We start from the raw sequence: 15,507 nt of genomic DNA on the forward strand, positions 1-15,507 counted from the left end.
TCGTCTGCTATCAGTATTGATATTCCTCGAAGATCGGCTCGACCGACTGGTTCCAGCGGCCGTTGTAGAGCATCAGCAGATCGTCGGCGAGCGTGCCCTTCTTGGCAAGCACCTCATCGAGCGGCGCGAGAAAGACGGTTTCGTCCTGGCCATCACCGTTCAAGCGATTGCGGTTCTTCAGACCAAGGCGGGAAACGCCGATAACTTCGCGCGCGACATCGAGCAGGCTATGACCCTTGATGGACGCTTTTAAGCCTTCGACCGGAACGACGTCACGCAGAGCGTTGACCTCTTCGAAGCTCCAGTCCCTGGTCAGTTCGTCGGCGGCCGTCAGCGCCTCGTCGTCATAAAGCAGGCCGACCCAGAAGGCCGGCAACGCACAGATACGGCGCCACGGGCCGCCGTCTGCACCACGCATTTCGAGGAAGCGCTTGAGGCGCACGTCGGGAAACAGCGTCGAGAGATGGTTCGTCCAGTCGCCCATCGTCGGTTCCCAATCGGCGATCTCGCCCTTCAGCGCGCCGTCCATGAACTGGCGGAAGGTGACATGGGTGCAATCGTGGTAACGACCGTCACGGACGACGAAATACATGGGAACGTCGAGCGCCCACTTTACATAGTCTTCAAATCCGAAATCGTCGCGGAACGTGAAGTCGAGCAGGCCGCCGCGCCGGTTGTCGGTATCCTTCCAGATTTCGCCGCGCCAGGAGGAAAGCCCGTTCGGCTTGCCTTCGGTAAAGGGCGAGGAGGCAAAGAGTGCCGTTGCCAGCGACTGCAGCTTCATCGAGACGCGCATCTTGCGGCGCATATCGGCTTCCGAGGAGAAGTCGAGGTTCACCTGGATGGTGCAGGTGCGGTACATCATGTCGAGACCCTGGGTGCCGACCTTCGGCATGTAGCGGGTCATGATGTCGTAGCGCGATTTCGGCATGCGCGGCGTTTCGGCCAGCGTCCACTTCGGGCTACCGCCGATGCCGAGGAAACGGATGCCCATCGGCTCGGCGATTTCGCGCACGGCGGCCAGATGATTGTTCGATTCCTTGCAGGTCTCGTGGATGGTTTCGAGCGGTGCGCCGGAGAGCTCGAACTGGCCGCCCGGCTCGATCGAGATCGCACCCATGCCCGTGGGTTCGCCAAGGCCGATGATGTTGTCGCCGTCCATGATCGGATCCCAGCCACTCTTCTTCTGCAGTCCCTTGAGGAGCGCGGAAATGCTGGCTTCGCCGAAGTAGGGAACCGGGCTGTTGTCGGCGCGGAAGAACACGAACTTCTCATGCTCGGTGCCGATGCGGAATTTCTCTTCCGACTTGTTGCCGGCGGCCAGATAAGCCGTCATTTCCGAGACCGAGGAGAGCGGAGTCTGGTCGGTGGTATCGCGCGCCATGGTATTACCTTAGATCTCGGAGGAGAACCCGCGCCAGCCGCAGGTCAATAGGAGGGTGATTGACGCGGATTGAGGTACGGTGCAAGTGAATTTCTTTCAAGGGTCGTTCAAAAAAATAGCATTCTGTGTCTCGAAAGTGCATCGCAACTGTGCAGCCGGTCGCTAGATCTGCACAAGCGTTCAAGACGTCTCGCTATTCGCGTCGATAAATTTGCCTCCACTGGTATCAAGCGGAGCACATCGATGAACGGTTCGAGTGGCCTTTATTATTCTATTCTGACGCTGCTTCTGGCTTCTCTGGTCGTCATGGGAAGTCCCGGCCCTTCGACGATCAGCGCCACGGCCATGGGGGCTGCCTATGGCTTCCGGCGATCGCTTGCCTATGTCTCCGGACTGATCGCGGGGACGGTCGTGGTTCTCTTCGCGGTGGCCGCCGGCGTTGTGGCGATCCTGCTGTCGGTGCCGCATGGCGCCTTCGTGCTCATGGTTATTTCGGCCGTCTATATTCTCTATCTCGCCTTCAAGATCGCAACTGCCCCGCCGCTGTCGCGCCGCGACGAACATGCCGCCGCTCCGGCGTTCTCCGGGGGCTTCCTGCTGGCCGTCGCCAATCCCAAGGCCTATCTCGCGATTGCCGCAGTCTTTGCCGGCGTCAGCCTGTTTCAGGACCAGCGGCTGCTGGATGCCGCCGTCAAAATGGGGCTGCTGACGGCGATGATCATCGCCATCCACATGGTTTGGCTTCTTCTCGGCGCTTCGCTGTCCCGCTTCCTGCAGGATCCGAGGGTATCGCGGATCGTCAACATCTCGCTGGCGATCCTGCTGGTCGTCGCGACCGCCGTTGCGGTTTTCGAGTGACGGCTCAGTACCAGTCGCCGATCGCCGCCTGTATCACCGCCATCGCGGCAACGGCGGCGGTATCGGCGCGCAGGATGCGCGGACCAAGCGGGATGGCGGTGACGAAATCGAGACTGCGCAACAGGCTGCGTTCTTCTTCCGAAAAGCCGCCTTCAGGCCCGACCAGCAACGCCAGATACTTCTCTTTCACCTGCGTCAGCAGCGGCAGGGGATTTTGACCTGCATCGCCTTCGTCGCAATAGATGATGCGCCGCTCACGCGGCCAGGCCGCCAGCAGATCGGCAAGCTTTGCCGGTTCGGCTACATCGGGAATACCGAGAATGCCGCATTGCTCTGCCGCCTCGATGACATTGGCCTTGACCTTGTCGAGATTGGTGATCTTGCCCTGTACGTGCTGCGTCATGACTGGTTGCAGCAGGCCGGCGCCCATTTCGACGGCCTTCTGCACGAGATAGTCGAGCCGTCCGACCTTCAGCGGTGCGAAAAGATAATGTAGATCCGACGGAGCCGGTTGCGGCCGGGCTAAATCGACCGGTGTCAACAGGATGCGCTTGCGGGTGGGAAAGGAGACGCTGGCCTTCCATTCCCCGTCGCGGCCATTGAAAACGAGCAGCTCGGCGCCATCCTCCATGCGCAGCACATTGGCAAGATAGTTGAACTGATCCTGATCGGCCTCGATGGCGGCACCGGCCTTGATGTCTGATGTCACGTAGAGCCGCTGCATGCGGAAATTGGCGCGCACGGAATACCCCCGGAATTGCTTGGCACAATGAAACGAAGCGGCTCGAAGATCCGGCGAGACACCGAACCGCCCTAAATGAAGAGCGCGACCATAACCCAATATACGGCGGCGGCAAGCATGGCCGCGACCGGCACCGTGATCGCCCAGGCAGCGACGATGGTCATGAAATGAGAGCGTCGCACCAGGCGGCGGCGATGCATCTCGTCGGGATTGCGCTCATCCGTATTATCAGGCTCGATCCAGGGAATGCCGGCGGCTTCGGCTTTCTTGCGCATATAGGCAAAGCGCTGCTTGGAGCGGACGCTGTACCATTCGCGGAAGAAGCCGACGCCGAAAACCGCGCCGACCGCGATATGCGTCGAACTCACCGGAAAGCCGAACCATGCAGCAACGATGACCGTAAGCGCCGCTGAAACAGCAACGCAATAGGCGCGCATCGGGTTGAGCCTGGTGATCTGTTCGCCCAGCAGGCGGATGAGACGCGGGCCGTAAAGCAGCACGCCGAGCGAAATGCCGCAGCCGCCGATCATGACGACCCAATAGGGAGCCTGATGCGTGGTCGCTTCAGCAATGACGTTGAGGGAGCCGCCAAGACCGACATCGCGCACGATCGCCGCGAGCGGGCCGATGGCGTTGGCAACGTCGTTGGCGCCATGTGCAAAGGACATCAGCGCGGCCGAGCAGATCAGCGGCAGGCGAAAGAGTTTTCGCAGCGAGCTGTTCTTGTTCTCAAGCCCCACCGATTGCGCTGCCACCAGCGGCCGGGCGCCAAGCCAGGCGACCAGGCCGACGACGATGCCGATCGCAAGGTTGAGCAGGTTGGGGATCGACCCCTTCGGCTCGAGCTGAACGATGAGATAGGCGGCGAAGGCGCCAGCCATCAAACCCATCAGGATCGGGATCCAATATCGGGCAGCGGCAATCTTGTCGTCGCGATAGACGATGAAGCTCTCGATGAAGAACAGGATGGTGGCCGCGATCGTGCCGCCGAGGAAGGGGGTTATGACCCATCCGGCGGAGATCGCCGCGAGCAAATGCCAGTTGATCAGCTCCGGACCGACGGCTGCGGCACCGGCGCCGACGACAGCACCGACGATCGTGTGCGTGGTCGAGACCGGCGCTTTCAGCCAGGTGGCGAAGTTGATCCAGAGTGCTGCGGCCAGAAGCGCAGCCATCATCAGCCAGGCAAGCTTGCCGATGTTGATGACGCGATCCGTATCGACGATATGCGTCGATATGGTGTTGATGACGGGTCCGCCGGCAATGGTTGCCCCGAGGATTTCGAAGATGGCCGCCATAACGAGCGCTTGCGTCATGGTGATGGCGCGCGCACCGACGGCCGCGCCGACATTGTTGGCCACATCTTTCGCGCCGATATTCATCGCCATGTAGCCGGCAAGCGCCACCGCGGCGAAGATGAGCGTCGCGCGCGGCTGGTCGAAAACATAGATGCCGGCAAAAAACATCGCCAGACCGAGGAAGAGCAGGCCGATACCCGGCGCGACAAGGCGTCTGGAGATATGGTGGGTCGCATCCTCGACATAGGTGAATTTGTCGAGGTCCTTGTCGAGCGTCCTTTTTACAGGTGTGGCCGGTCGGTCGGGCATGCAATTCTCTGAAATAAGAACTTGTCGTATTGCGCTGCCGGATTGGCCGCGCAATATCCGCTATTTATTCTGGCACAATTTCTTGTGAGTAATGTGGCTTACTTTGCCTGTACGATGGGAGTGGTTTGCGCCATCCGTGCGGCAAAGGCAAGGATGAGATCGCGCAGCTCCGGTTCGCGGACGCGTTTGGCGGCTTCCTCGCAGGAAACCCATTCCATCGAGCGCTCGCCCTTTTCCTTGAAGTGCTTGACGAGTTCGCTGACCTCGAGCGCGTAGACCTGCACGCGGCAGGGCACGGCGATCCCGTCCTTCAACACCTTGTCGTACCCGAACGTCCCGAGCGCCATGGTTTCGACGGTGCCCCGCACGCCGGCTTCTTCATAGGCTTCGCGGGCTGCGACCTCGTGCGAGAGCTTGCCGGGCATCGGCCATCCCTTGGGGATAACCCATCGGCCGGTGTCGCGGCTGGTCAAGAGCAACATCTCGACATCACCGGTCTTCTTCTTCACCCGATAACAAAGCGCGGCATATTGCTGTCGCGGCGGACGCCGAAACATGAGTTGCACATCATTTGCTATACGGCTGAAAATGGCCAATTGTCGGTTCACCTTTGGGGTTTGAGCGGGAGTTCGATTCTATATTAGCACTATGTGGAAGAATTTTGCGCTCCATAGAGTGCTATATGGTATTTCCCCACATATTTATTGAGTGGTGAGTATGTAAAAAGGCGCTGTTCTGTCTTCTGATATTCGCCAGCAATTGTGCTGAAAACGACATTGAACAGCATTTTGATGCCGCAGATGACGAGCTGCTTGTATGCAGAGTCAAGATTGACGAAGAGAAAGATTAATCCTTGCCATGTCCGATCCAGTTTCATCCAGACGCCTGCCGCCTTTGAACGCGCTGCGCGCCTTCGATGCTGTTGCTCGGCGGGGCACTATCCTGAAGGCGGCCGATGAGCTTGGCGTCGTGCGCGGTGCGGTCCGCCAGCAACTCAATTTGCTCGAAGCGCATTTCGGGGTGACCCTTTTCGATCGGGAAAACGGCAGGTTGGTTCTGACGGCAAAGGGCAGGGCATTTGCCGATTCCGTCGGCATTGCCTTCGGGATTCTGACGCGGGCTTCGGCGGAGCTTCTGGTGGGCGGTCGGCGGTCTATCCGGCTCGGTGTCCCCTCGGCTTTTGCCGTGTGGTGGCTGATGCCGCGGGTCGCCGCGCTGCAGGCGGCTCTTCAGGATATCGACATCGATATCGTGCCGATGGCGACGGTCGAGCCCCTCGCCAAGCGTGCTGACCTCGAAGCCGTCATCATGGGCGGCGAATACAGGCCCATGCGCGATATTACCGCCATCCGGTTCATGGAGGATGAGTTCGGCCCGGTCGCCACGCCTGATCTTGCCGATCGTCTTGGACTTGCCGCAGGCGTTCGGGCTCTTGCCGGAGGCGTCGCCCTCTCAAGCCGCTCGGCTCCAAGCCTGTGGGGTGATTGGTTCGCGGAAAGCGGCCACGCAGCCGTCGGCTTTGTCGGTAGTCGCGAATTCGAAGACCTGCTGCTCGCGATCGGTGCGGCACGGTCCGGGCTCGGGGTTGCCATCGCGCCGCGCACCGCGATTGGCGAGGATATCGATCGCGGCGCTCTTGTCGCACCATTCGGTTTCATCCGAAGGCCTGCGGGCTACAGCCTCAGTATCCGCAGCAGCGATGTGAAGGATCCCGCCCTCGTGCAATTGGCCGACTGGTTGAGCGCAGCAGGAGCAGAGCAGGGATAGCGAGGCGACTGCATCTCTGTTGGAATGGCAGATTTTCTGCCATATAACGCATTGCAATGTCCATCGACAGATGTTTTCCCGTCATGCGAGATCGCGGCATAAAACCAGCCGCCAGGAGCGCATCATGGATCAGTCCTCTTTTCTTTCCCGTATCGACTGGGTCGCGCGCAGCTGCCGGCTCCTCGCCGCAACGGCCGCAGAATTCCGCGATACCAAGCCGTTTGCCGGGCTGACCATCGGCACGGGCATTCATCTGGAGCCGAAGACGGTCGCGCTTTTGATGACGCTGCGAGCCGGCGGCGCGGACCTGGTCTGCACCGGCAATCTCAACAGCACCCAGCCGGAGACGGTGGAATATCTGCGCGCCCAGGGCGTCAAGGTCTTTGCGACGCAGACCCGCGACGCCGGCGAGCATGGGGCGAGCCTTGATGCGATCCTTGCGGAAAAGCCGGATCTGCTGCTCGACAATGGCGGCGATCTCTTCGCCCGCGCGGCCGACAAGCCTTATGCAAACCTGCTTGGCGGCACTGAGGAAACCACATCCGGTCGCACCCGCCTCATGCCGATGCGCGACAAGCTCAACATGCCGATCCTCGTCATCAACGACAGCCCGATCAAGCAATTCGCCGAAAACCGGCATGCCGTCGGCCAGAGCATGTTCGAAAGTTATCTGCGCTTCACCAATCGCTCCACCAACGGCAAGCGCGTTACCGTTTTCGGATACGGCGCCTGCGGCAAGGGCACGGCGGCATGCTTCCGCAATGCGTTCTCCGCCGTCAGCGTCGTCGACATCGACCCGGTCACGACGCTTGAGGCGCATCTTGACGGCTTTTCGACACCGCTGCGTGAGGCTGCGATCCGCTCCGCCGATATCCTCATCACCGTGACGGGCTATTCCAATATCGTCACCGTTGCCGACCTGCCTCTGATCAAGGATGGCGCGATCCTGATGAATGGCGGCCATTTCCCGCATGAGATCGATGTCGACGGGTTCCGTCACAGCCCCGATGTCGCCGGCGTCGACCGCTATGAAGCGGAGCAGATCGAGACTGTCCGCATGCGCGATGGCCGCGCCTTCCATATTCTTGGCGGCGGCCATATGGCCAATCTGGCCGGCCCGCGTCCGCTCGGGAATACTGTCGAATCCATGGATCTTGGCTTCGCGCTGCAGTCACGTTGCCTGGAACGGGTCGCCAAGGGCGGTCTCGGCAAGGAAGCCTGCGTCATCCCGGTGCCCGCAGATATCGATGCACTGGTCGCTTCTTCCTACCTCGATCTGGCGCGCTAAGGGTCGAAGCTTCTATGCCTTGGCGAGCGCTATGGTCAGGGCGTGGTCGTAGAGCCGGACGGTCGCGTCGTCGAAGCAGCAGAAGATGATTTCATTGAAGCCGCCGTTTGCGCTCTCAGCAATGGCGGTGCTTGTGGCAATCTCGGCGGCCGGCGCGGCGGGAAAGCGATAAATGCCCGTGGAAATGGCGGGAAACGCAATGGTTTTCAACGCGTTCTGCCGCGCAAGGTCAAGGCTGCTGCGATAGCAGTTTGCGAGCAAATCCTCCTCGCCATTGCCTCCACCATTCCACACTGGGCCGACGGTGTGGATCACATGCTTTGCCGGCAGGCGATATCCTTTGGTGATCTTTGCCTGACCGGTCTTGCACCCATGCAGCATCCGGCATTCGGCAACAAGCTCCGGCCCGGCGGCACGATGGATTGCGCCATCGACACCGCCTCCGCCGAGCAGGCTGCTGTTCGCGGCATTGACGATGGCATCGACCGAAAGCGCCGTGATGTTGCCGAGCGCGATGGTGAAGCGTGTCCCCGTTTTCGGGGAAAGATCGGAACGGATGGTTTCAACGGCGGACATGCTGATCTCCTCGCTGGCCTACCGTTCCCAATAGGGCACGGAGCCATAAAGTTCCGTCAGGAAGTCGATGAAGACGCGCACTTTCGCCGGCAGAAACTGCCTGCTTGGGTAGACCGCCGACAGCGTGACGCTATGCGACCCCTCATAGGCCGGCAGCACCTGCACGAGGCGGCCATCGCGCAGCTCGGGGCCGACATCCCAGGTGGAGCGCAACGCGATGCCAAAACCGGCGAGCACGGCCTCGCGAATGACTTCGCTGGAATTGGTGATCAGCTTGCCTTCCGGCCGAAAAGTCAGGCTGCCTTTCGGGCCGTCAAGCCGCCATGGATCGTGGTTGTGCGCCGGCAGGCAGATGTGACGGCGAAGATCGTCGATATCCTCGGGCATGCCATGCTCATCGATATAGGCGGGTGAGGCGCAGAGCACGCGGCGTACGGGGGCGAGCCGGCGGGCGACGAGGCTGGAATCGGTGAGTTCGGCGATACGGACGGCAAGATCGAAGCCGCCGCCGACGATATCGACGAACTCGTCGCTGAGCACGAGGTTGATGGCCAGTTCCGGATGGGCCTGCATGAAGGATTTCAGATGCGGGGCGATATGGAGCCTGCCAAAAGAGGTCGGGGCGGAGATCTTCAGCGTGCCCTGCATCTGCGCCGAACGACCGGCAATATAGGCTTCGGCCTCTTCCAGGCCGGCAAGAATCGCCAGCACGCGATCATAGAAACCCTGACCCGCCTCCGTCAGCGAAATCTGCCGGGTCGTGCGCTGCAGCAGGCGCGTGCCCAGCCTGTCTTCAAGCCGCTTGATGCGCTTCGAGATCACGGCCGGCGAAAAGCCGAGAGCCCGGCCGGTCAGCGACATGCTGCCGGTGGCAACGACGCTGGCAAAGATTTCGAGATCCCCTAGATTGGTCATGCACGATTATTTCCCATTTTGGAATAAATGCTTATCATTTGCGCCAATTCTGGGAAAGCGCTAAGCCTATTATGGGTTAAAAGGGGCTGCGCCGAGATCGGATGCAGGAGGAGGACGGCATGGCCGAGGCTATTGCATTTCTGGAGCCGCGTGCGGATGTTCTGGCTCGCCGCCGCACCATCGTTGCCGATCTTGCCGATATCCTGGCGCCGGAATGCCTCATTCATGAGGCGAGGGAGCTGGTTCCCTTCGAAACCGATGCTTTCGTTTCCTATCGGCGTGTGCCGCTCGCCGTAGCGCTGCCGCGTTCGACGACGGAAGTCGCGGCGGTGATGAAATATTGCCATCGATACGGCATCCCCGTGGTGCCGCGCGGCGCCGGCACCTCGCTTTCCGGCGGCGCCATCCCGCAGGAGGATGCCGTTGTCCTTGGCCTTTCCAAGATGAACCGCATCCTCGATGTCGATTACGCCAACCGCACCGCAACGGTACAGGCCGGCGTGACCAACCTGCATGTCTCCGAAAGCGTCTCCGCCGACGGCTTCTTTTATGCGCCCGACCCGAGCTCGCAGCTTGCCTGCACGATCGGCGGCAATATCGGCATGAATTCCGGCGGTGCGCACTGTCTGAAATACGGTGTCACGACCAACAATCTGCTTGGCGTCAAGCTGGTCCTCACGGATGGCACCGTCATCGAACTTGGCGGCAAGGCGCTGGATGCAGCCGGCTACGATCTGCTCGGCCTCGTATGCGGTTCGGAAGGCCAGCTGGGCATCGTCACCGAGGCGACGGTGAGGTTGATCGCCAAGCCGGAAGGCGCAAGGCCGGTGCTGTTCGGTTTCGACACGTCGGAGGAGGCGGGTGCCTGCGTTGCCGATGTCATCGCTGCCGGCATCGTGCCTGTGGCCATCGAGTTCATGGACAAGCAGGCGATCGAGATCTGCGAAGCCTTTGCCAAGGCCGGCTATCCCCTCGATGTCGGCGCTCTCCTCATCGTCGAGGTCGAAGGCTCGGAAGCGGAAATGGACGATATGCTGGCCAGCATTGTCGATATCGCCCGCAGGCACGGGGTCAAAACCGTCAGGGAGTGCCAGTCCGCGACGGAGGCGGCGCTGATCTGGAAGGGGCGCAAATCCGCATTCGGCGCCACCGGGCGCATCGCCGATTATATCTGCATGGACGGCACCGTGCCATTGAGCCAGCTGTCCCATGTGCTGCAGAAGACGGCCGAGATCGTCGATGGCTACGGCCTGCGGGTGGCCAACGTCTTCCATGCGGGCGATGGCAACATGCACCCGCTCATCCTCTTTAACGCGAATGATCCCGAAGAGGCTGCCAAGGCGGAAGCGGCGGGCAACGATATCCTGCGCCTCTGTGTCGATGCCGGCGGTTGCCTCACCGGCGAACATGGCGTCGGCATCGAAAAGCGTGACCTGATGCGGCATCAGTATGCCCAGATCGATCTCGACCAGATGATGGCGGTGCGATCAGCCTTCGATCCCGGCTGGATCCTCAATCCTTCCAAGGTTTTCCCGCTGGATGGGCGCAAAACGGCATGAACGAATTTTATCCGACAACCGAGGAAGAAGCGGCCTCCGTCATCAGCGATCACGCGGCGCGGGGCGCGGCTTTGTCGGTTGCCGGCGGTAATACCCGCTCCGGCTTCGGCAATGCCGTCGCCGCCGAAGCGATGCTATCTTCCCGCAGCCTTGCCGGCATCGTTTCATACAATCCCGGTGAGATGGTGATGACCGCCCGGGCCGGCACGCCAGTCGCCGAGATCGAAGCGGCCTTGAGCGAAGGTGGCCAGATGATGGCCTTCGAGCCGATGGATCATCGGGCGTTGCTCGCGACTGCCGGCGAACCCACCATCGGTGGGGTTTTTGCCGCCAATGTGTCCGGCCCGCGCCGCTTCGTCAGCGGTGCCGCGCGTGACAGCCTGCTCGGCGTTCGTTTCGTCAATGGCAGAGGTGAGATCGTCAAAGCCGGCGGCCGGGTGATGAAGAACGTCACGGGGCTCGATCTGGTAAAACTGCTGGCGGGTTCGCACGGGACGCTCGGTCTTCTGACGGAGGTGACGTTTCGTGTGCCGCCGCGACCAAAGACCGAGGAAACGATCGTCGTCTCCGGTCTGAACGACGCGGAGGCCGCCGACGCTATGGCGGCCGTGATGGCGCTGTCGCTGGAAGTGTCAGGCGCCGCCCATTTGCCAATGACGGTCAGCTGGAGCTTTCTCAATGGTCAGTTGCCGAAGGGTGAGGCTACCGTCCTGCGCATCGAAGGTCTGCCGGGCTCGGTTTCGGTCCGAGCTGAAAAACTGGCCTCCGCCTTGCTGCACCATTTCGGACCGGTAGCCCGGCTTGGAGAAGCCGAAAGCCGCGAGCTTTGGCGGCAAATCCGTGATGTGAAACCCTATGCCGACGGCACAACGCGGCCTGTCTGGCGCGTATCGGTCGCGCCGGGAACCGGCCACAAGCTTGTTGCCGCCCTTCGCCTCGAGGCAGGGGTCGATGCCTACTATGACTGGCAGGGCGGTCTCGTCTGGATGCGCATGGAAGCCGAGCCCGAGGGCGATGTGCTGCGCCATTATATCGATGTGCTCGGCGGCGGCCATGCCACCTTGCTGCGGGCCACACCGCAGCATCGCGCGATGACCGCAGCCTTCCAGCCGCAGCCGGACGCCGTCGCATTGCTTTCGGCGCGGGTGAAGGAGAAATTCGATCCGGCGGGTATTCTCAATCCGGGGAAGATGGCGTGACGTGGGTGAGGGGCAGGGCATTGCTCGAACGGGGATATCTGTAAATGCAAACCAATTTCACTCCCGAACAGCTTGCCGATCCGCATGTGGCCGAGTCCGAGGCCATTTTGCGAAAGTGCGTTCATTGCGGCTTCTGCACCGCCACCTGTCCCACCTATGTGACGCTCGGCAACGAGCTCGATAGCCCGCGCGGCCGCATCTATCTCATCAAGGACATGCTGGAAAACGGCCGTCCCGCCGATGCCGAGGTGACGACGCATATCGATCGCTGTCTTTCCTGCCTTGCCTGCACGACCACCTGTCCTTCCGGCGTCGATTACATGCACCTCATCGATCACGCCCGCGTCCACATCGAAAATACCTATAAGCGGCCGCTGATGGACCGGCTGACGCGCAATGTGCTTGCAGCCGTTCTGCCTTATCCCGCACGCTTCCGCATGGCGCTGCGCCTCGCGCAGTTCGGGCGGCCGTTCAAAAGCCTCCTTCGCCGCTCGCCCGCGCTGAAGCCATTTGCTGCGATGCTTGACCTTGCGCCGCGCAATATTCCCGCGCCGTCAACGCTTGCCAGTCCGGGGCATCATCAGCCTCAGGGCGAACAGCGCGGTCGCGTCGCAATCCTGACGGGCTGTGCCCAGCCGGTACTCGATCCCGCCATCAACGAGGCGACCATCCGCCTGCTCACCCGCCTTGGCGTCGAGGTCGTAGCACCGGAAGGAGAGGTTTGCTGCGGTTCGTTGGTTCATCACATGGGGCGCGAAGAGCAGGCGCTGGCCGCCGCTCGCGCCAATGTCGATGTATGGATCCGTGAAATCGATGCTGGCGGGCTCGATGCGATCATCATCACTGCGTCCGGCTGCGGTACGACGATCAAGGATTACGGCCATATGCTTCGCCTCGATCCGACATACGCCGAAAAGGCCGCCCGGGTCTCGGCTGTCGCCAAGGACATCACCGAATATCTCGCAGGCCTGGATCTGCCGACGCACATGCCGCGCGGCACCATCGTTGCCTATCATTCCGCTTGCTCCATGCAGCACGGGCAGAAGATTACGATGGCGCCGAAGCAACTGCTGAAGGCTGCCGGCTTTACGGTGCGCGATCCGGCGGAGGGGCACCTCTGTTGTGGCTCGGCGGGCACTTACAACATCATGCACTCGGACATTTCGGCGGAGCTGAAGGCTCGCAAGGTGAGGAATCTCGAAGCGACCAAGGCTGATATCATCGCGACCGGCAATATCGGCTGCATCACGCAGATCGCGTCCGGAACCGGTATTCCCATTCTGCACACCGTCGAGCTGCTGGATTGGGCGTATGGGGGCGATATGCCCGCGAAGCTGAAGGGATGGAAGCCAGCTGCTGCCTGAGGACAATCTCAGAGGCGATGCGTCCGCCACTCGGTCTCGAACTTGTCGGCGGCGATCCGCGTCATGCTGATACGCTCCTGGCCCTCCTCGAAGAAGATGCCGTCCACAAGGCCTTTGATGCCATCGTAGAACGAGCCTTCGACGAGGCTGGTGATGCGCCGCCTGTTCACGCCCAGCAGGGCGACATCGACGACGGCCATGCACTGATGACGGCCATCGGCGAACACGTCTATGAGCCGCGGCACGTCGCCGACGTCATCGACTTCATAATATATGACGACTGGCTCATCACTTTCAGGGTGAATCCAGTCGCATCGATAATAGGAAAAGCTCATGCGCCAATTCATAGCACATGAGCGCCTTACCCTGAACCTGCATGAAAGGACGGGGTGTCGTCCCCTGGCGTCGCTTTAGAAGTTGAACGAGACGCCGAAGTTCAAGGCGTGCGTGAACACCCTCGTCTTCAGCGTGTCACCGCTGTCGATCGAGACGTTGTTCACGAAATTATAGTTGCCCTTGTATTCGACAAAGGTCGACCAGTGCTTCGAGAACTGGTAGCTGACGCCGGCCTGCGCCTGCAGCGAAGCGCCACCGAATTCGTAATCGAAGGTGCGGCCGGATGCGCGCGTGACTTCGACGTGCGGTACGTTGATGCCGGCGCCCAGGCCAACATAGGGCGTCCAGTTGCGGCTCGAATCCTGAAAGCGATAGAGCGCGTTCAGCGTCAGCATGTTGAGGCCGTCGGTAAATTCGAAGTGCGACCAGCCGGGCGTGTTGCCGAGATCGCCATAGACCTTCGCATGGGTGTAGTCGAGCGACACGCCCCAGTTCGGCTTGTTGAAGTCTTCGAGCCACCAGATGCCACGGAAGCCGAAATAGGGCGGCATCTTGAAGGACTTGCCCGACCAGTTGGGGTCGAAATTGGCGCCGTCCGACGTGGTGACGTTGCTGCCGGTCGCGCCCTGGATGCCGCCGTAGCCGGAAAATTGCATTTCCGCCGAGGCTGAGCCGGCGGCGAAGAAGGCTGCTGAAATCGCAAGCGCGGCCAAGACCGGCTGTCCGACACGAAATGCACGATGCATGTGGAATCCCCCGATACCAAAGTCGCGCCATCTAAGCGTGCTTCCATGACACTTCTATTGCAGCTGATGGTGACGAAGGCCGGCTTAGGCAGGGGAACTGACAGTTAGCTGAATGCAAACGGCTATTTTGACGCCGTTGGGGCTAATAAGTTTCGCTCTGTAACAACGGCGCAACAGGTGTGCTTCGCTGTGATGCCACCGAAGGTGGTGCGTCGGGCTAAAGAAAACACCCCGAGCCTCACGCCTTGGGCTCGGGGTGTTCGTAGTGATCATGAATAGGTGAAGGATAGGCGGCTGCTCAACCGCCGAACATCGTTCTCAGCACATCGACGCCGCGATCCTGATAGCTGACCTCACCCTGCTTGTTGCCGGGACCGACGACGATGACCTTGGTGCCGATCGGCACGCGATCGTAGAGATCGGTGACGTCCTTGTTCATCATGCGGATGCAGCCGGACGACATGTTGAGGCCGATGCTCCAGGGCTGGTTGGTGCCATGGATGCGGAAGGCGGTATCGTTGCCGTTGCGATAGAGATACATGGCGCGTGCGCCGAGCGGGTTGTCCTCGCCACCTTCCTGATAGGCCGGCAGCTTGTGGCCTTTCTTGGCCTCGCGGACGCGCATTTCCGGAGGTGGTGTCCAGCCCGGCCATTCGGCCTTGCGCCCGACATTGACGACACCAGACCAACCGAAGCCGTCGCGGCCGACACCGATGCCGTAGCGTCTCGCGCGGTTGTTGCCCTCGACGAGATAGAGATACTTGTTGTTGGTATCGATGATGATGGTGCCCGGTGCTTCAGTGGTCGCAAGTCTCACCAGCCGCCGCTGGAACTGCGGCTTGACCTGGCCCTGCGGTTCCATCGCAACCCGGATCACATCCGGCCGCGTCGCGGGCGCCGCATGGGGAGCGGACGCGGTAAAGGCGGCGGCATTGGAGGCCACAAGAAGACCCGCCGCAACGACGCTCGCCGCGACCACGGATAGTGATGTTTTCATATGTCATTCCCCTCACTGGTATCACAAGGAAACTATCGAAACCTGCGGGGGGATCAAGATCAAAATGATGAAGGTGAAGAACGGCGTAAAGGAGCCGTTATCTCTTCTGTCGTCGGGTCAGCTATAGTTCGATCTATAGTGCCGGTTATTGATGGAGATTTGGGCGCGG

At 61.0% G+C, this 15,507-nt stretch carries 15 protein-coding genes; 6 read left to right on the plus strand and 9 right to left on the minus strand.

Features of this window, described 5'->3' with window-relative positions; genetic code table 11:
• Window positions 1-10 precede the first annotated feature (10 nt).
• Window positions 11-1,384 carry a glutamate--cysteine ligase gene (locus HGP17_RS25780; RefSeq protein ID WP_168813325.1) on the minus strand — a complete coding sequence of 458 codons (1,374 nt, stop codon included), beginning with the start codon at window positions 1,382-1,384 and terminating at the stop codon, window positions 11-13.
• A 243-nt stretch (window positions 1,385-1,627) separates the two neighbouring features.
• Between HGP17_RS25780 and HGP17_RS25785 the strand changes: the two genes are divergently transcribed.
• The gene (locus HGP17_RS25785) at window positions 1,628-2,242 is read left to right on the plus strand and encodes a LysE family translocator (RefSeq protein WP_168813326.1); all 615 of its coding nucleotides are present in this window, start codon (window positions 1,628-1,630) and stop codon (window positions 2,240-2,242) included.
• A gap of 4 nt (window positions 2,243-2,246) precedes the next feature.
• Here the strand turns inward: HGP17_RS25785 and HGP17_RS25790 are convergent, their stop codons facing one another.
• The 3 genes from HGP17_RS25790 to HGP17_RS25800 all read right to left on the minus strand — a co-directional run bounded on the left by HGP17_RS25790 (window position 2,247) and on the right by HGP17_RS25800 (window position 5,187).
• The gene (locus HGP17_RS25790; RefSeq protein WP_168813327.1) at window positions 2,247-2,984 is read right to left on the minus strand and encodes a 16S rRNA (uracil(1498)-N(3))-methyltransferase; all 738 of its coding nucleotides are present in this window, start codon (window positions 2,982-2,984) and stop codon (window positions 2,247-2,249) included.
• A 71-nt stretch (window positions 2,985-3,055) separates the two neighbouring features.
• Complete coding sequence (locus HGP17_RS25795; RefSeq protein ID WP_168813328.1) at window positions 3,056-4,591, minus strand: inorganic phosphate transporter; 1,536 nt, start codon at window positions 4,589-4,591, stop codon at window positions 3,056-3,058.
• 98 nt (window positions 4,592-4,689) lie between these two features.
• Window positions 4,690-5,187 (minus strand): NUDIX hydrolase, encoded by a 498-nt coding sequence (locus HGP17_RS25800; RefSeq protein WP_205926133.1) that lies wholly within the window; start codon window positions 5,185-5,187, stop codon window positions 4,690-4,692.
• Window positions 5,188-5,449: 262 nt separating this feature from the next.
• On the opposite strand from HGP17_RS25800, the gene HGP17_RS25805 reads away from it, so the two are divergent.
• Together HGP17_RS25805 and HGP17_RS25810 are read left to right on the plus strand one after the other, a co-directional pair.
• Window positions 5,450-6,358: a LysR substrate-binding domain-containing protein gene (locus tag HGP17_RS25805; RefSeq protein WP_168813330.1), complete on the plus strand. Its 909-nt coding sequence runs from the start codon at window positions 5,450-5,452 to the stop codon at window positions 6,356-6,358.
• A gap of 124 nt (window positions 6,359-6,482) precedes the next feature.
• Window positions 6,483-7,646, plus strand: a complete 1,164-nt coding sequence (locus tag HGP17_RS25810) for an adenosylhomocysteinase (RefSeq protein ID WP_168813331.1) — start codon at window positions 6,483-6,485, stop codon at window positions 7,644-7,646.
• Between the two features lie 12 nt (window positions 7,647-7,658).
• On the opposite strand, the gene HGP17_RS25815 is transcribed toward HGP17_RS25810, so the two are convergent.
• Both HGP17_RS25815 and HGP17_RS25820 read right to left on the minus strand, forming a co-directional pair.
• Window positions 7,659-8,222, minus strand: a complete 564-nt coding sequence (locus tag HGP17_RS25815; RefSeq protein ID WP_168813332.1) for an O-acetyl-ADP-ribose deacetylase — start codon at window positions 8,220-8,222, stop codon at window positions 7,659-7,661.
• 18 nt (window positions 8,223-8,240) lie between these two features.
• Complete coding sequence (locus HGP17_RS25820) at window positions 8,241-9,137, minus strand: LysR family transcriptional regulator (protein ID WP_168813333.1); 897 nt, start codon at window positions 9,135-9,137, stop codon at window positions 8,241-8,243.
• A 119-nt stretch (window positions 9,138-9,256) separates the two neighbouring features.
• Here HGP17_RS25820 and HGP17_RS25825 point away from each other — a divergent pair, with 119 nt between their 5' ends.
• Genes HGP17_RS25825 through glcF form a run of 3 tightly spaced genes read left to right on the plus strand, consistent with a single transcriptional unit; the run spans window position 9,257 to window position 13,259 of the window.
• Window positions 9,257-10,696, plus strand: a complete 1,440-nt coding sequence (locus HGP17_RS25825) for an FAD-linked oxidase C-terminal domain-containing protein (protein WP_168813334.1) — start codon at window positions 9,257-9,259, stop codon at window positions 10,694-10,696.
• Window positions 10,693-11,895: an FAD-binding protein gene (locus HGP17_RS25830; protein ID WP_168813335.1), complete on the plus strand. Its 1,203-nt coding sequence runs from the start codon at window positions 10,693-10,695 to the stop codon at window positions 11,893-11,895. The genes HGP17_RS25825 and HGP17_RS25830 overlap by 4 nt, the downstream gene beginning before the upstream one ends.
• Window positions 11,896-11,939: 44 nt before the next feature.
• The gene (gene glcF, locus HGP17_RS25835) at window positions 11,940-13,259 is read left to right on the plus strand and encodes a glycolate oxidase subunit GlcF (RefSeq protein WP_168813336.1); all 1,320 of its coding nucleotides are present in this window, start codon (window positions 11,940-11,942) and stop codon (window positions 13,257-13,259) included.
• An 8-nt stretch (window positions 13,260-13,267) separates the two neighbouring features.
• On the opposite strand, the gene HGP17_RS25840 is transcribed toward glcF, so the two are convergent.
• The 3 genes from HGP17_RS25840 to HGP17_RS25850 form a co-directional block, all read right to left on the minus strand.
• Window positions 13,268-13,594: a hypothetical protein gene (locus HGP17_RS25840; RefSeq protein ID WP_168813337.1), complete on the minus strand. Its 327-nt coding sequence runs from the start codon at window positions 13,592-13,594 to the stop codon at window positions 13,268-13,270.
• Window positions 13,595-13,669: 75 nt separating this feature from the next.
• Window positions 13,670-14,341: an outer membrane beta-barrel protein gene (locus tag HGP17_RS25845; RefSeq protein WP_168813338.1), complete on the minus strand. Its 672-nt coding sequence runs from the start codon at window positions 14,339-14,341 to the stop codon at window positions 13,670-13,672.
• A gap of 298 nt (window positions 14,342-14,639) precedes the next feature.
• On the minus strand, window positions 14,640-15,338 hold the full coding sequence (locus HGP17_RS25850) for a L,D-transpeptidase (protein WP_168813339.1): 699 nt from the start codon (window positions 15,336-15,338) through the stop codon (window positions 14,640-14,642).
• Window positions 15,339-15,507: the final 169 nt, after the last annotated feature.

Source organism: Rhizobium sp. P38BS-XIX (assembly GCF_012641435.1).
GTDB lineage: Bacteria > Pseudomonadota > Alphaproteobacteria > Rhizobiales > Rhizobiaceae > Rhizobium.

Coding starts and splice junctions, on each gene's coding strand:
- HGP17_RS25795 (WP_168813328.1), bottom strand. CDS start 4,591: ATGCCCGACCGACCGGCCACACCTGTAAAAAGGACGCTCGACAAGGAC.
- HGP17_RS25815 (WP_168813332.1), bottom strand. CDS start 8,222: ATGTCCGCCGTTGAAACCATCCGTTCCGATCTTTCCCCGAAAACGGGG.
- glcF (WP_168813336.1), top strand. CDS start 11,940: ATGCAAACCAATTTCACTCCCGAACAGCTTGCCGATCCGCATGTGGCC.
- HGP17_RS25825 (WP_168813334.1), top strand. CDS start 9,257: ATGGCCGAGGCTATTGCATTTCTGGAGCCGCGTGCGGATGTTCTGGCT.
- HGP17_RS25820 (WP_168813333.1), bottom strand. CDS start 9,137: ATGACCAATCTAGGGGATCTCGAAATCTTTGCCAGCGTCGTTGCCACC.
- HGP17_RS25785 (WP_168813326.1), top strand. CDS start 1,628: ATGAACGGTTCGAGTGGCCTTTATTATTCTATTCTGACGCTGCTTCTG.
- HGP17_RS25850 (WP_168813339.1), bottom strand. CDS start 15,338: ATGAAAACATCACTATCCGTGGTCGCGGCGAGCGTCGTTGCGGCGGGT.
- HGP17_RS25805 (WP_168813330.1), top strand. CDS start 5,450: ATGTCCGATCCAGTTTCATCCAGACGCCTGCCGCCTTTGAACGCGCTG.
- HGP17_RS25780 (WP_168813325.1), bottom strand. CDS start 1,384: ATGGCGCGCGATACCACCGACCAGACTCCGCTCTCCTCGGTCTCGGAA.
- HGP17_RS25840 (WP_168813337.1), bottom strand. CDS start 13,594: ATGAGCTTTTCCTATTATCGATGCGACTGGATTCACCCTGAAAGTGAT.
- HGP17_RS25810 (WP_168813331.1), top strand. CDS start 6,483: ATGGATCAGTCCTCTTTTCTTTCCCGTATCGACTGGGTCGCGCGCAGC.
- HGP17_RS25830 (WP_168813335.1), top strand. CDS start 10,693: ATGAACGAATTTTATCCGACAACCGAGGAAGAAGCGGCCTCCGTCATC.
- HGP17_RS25845 (WP_168813338.1), bottom strand. CDS start 14,341: ATGCATCGTGCATTTCGTGTCGGACAGCCGGTCTTGGCCGCGCTTGCG.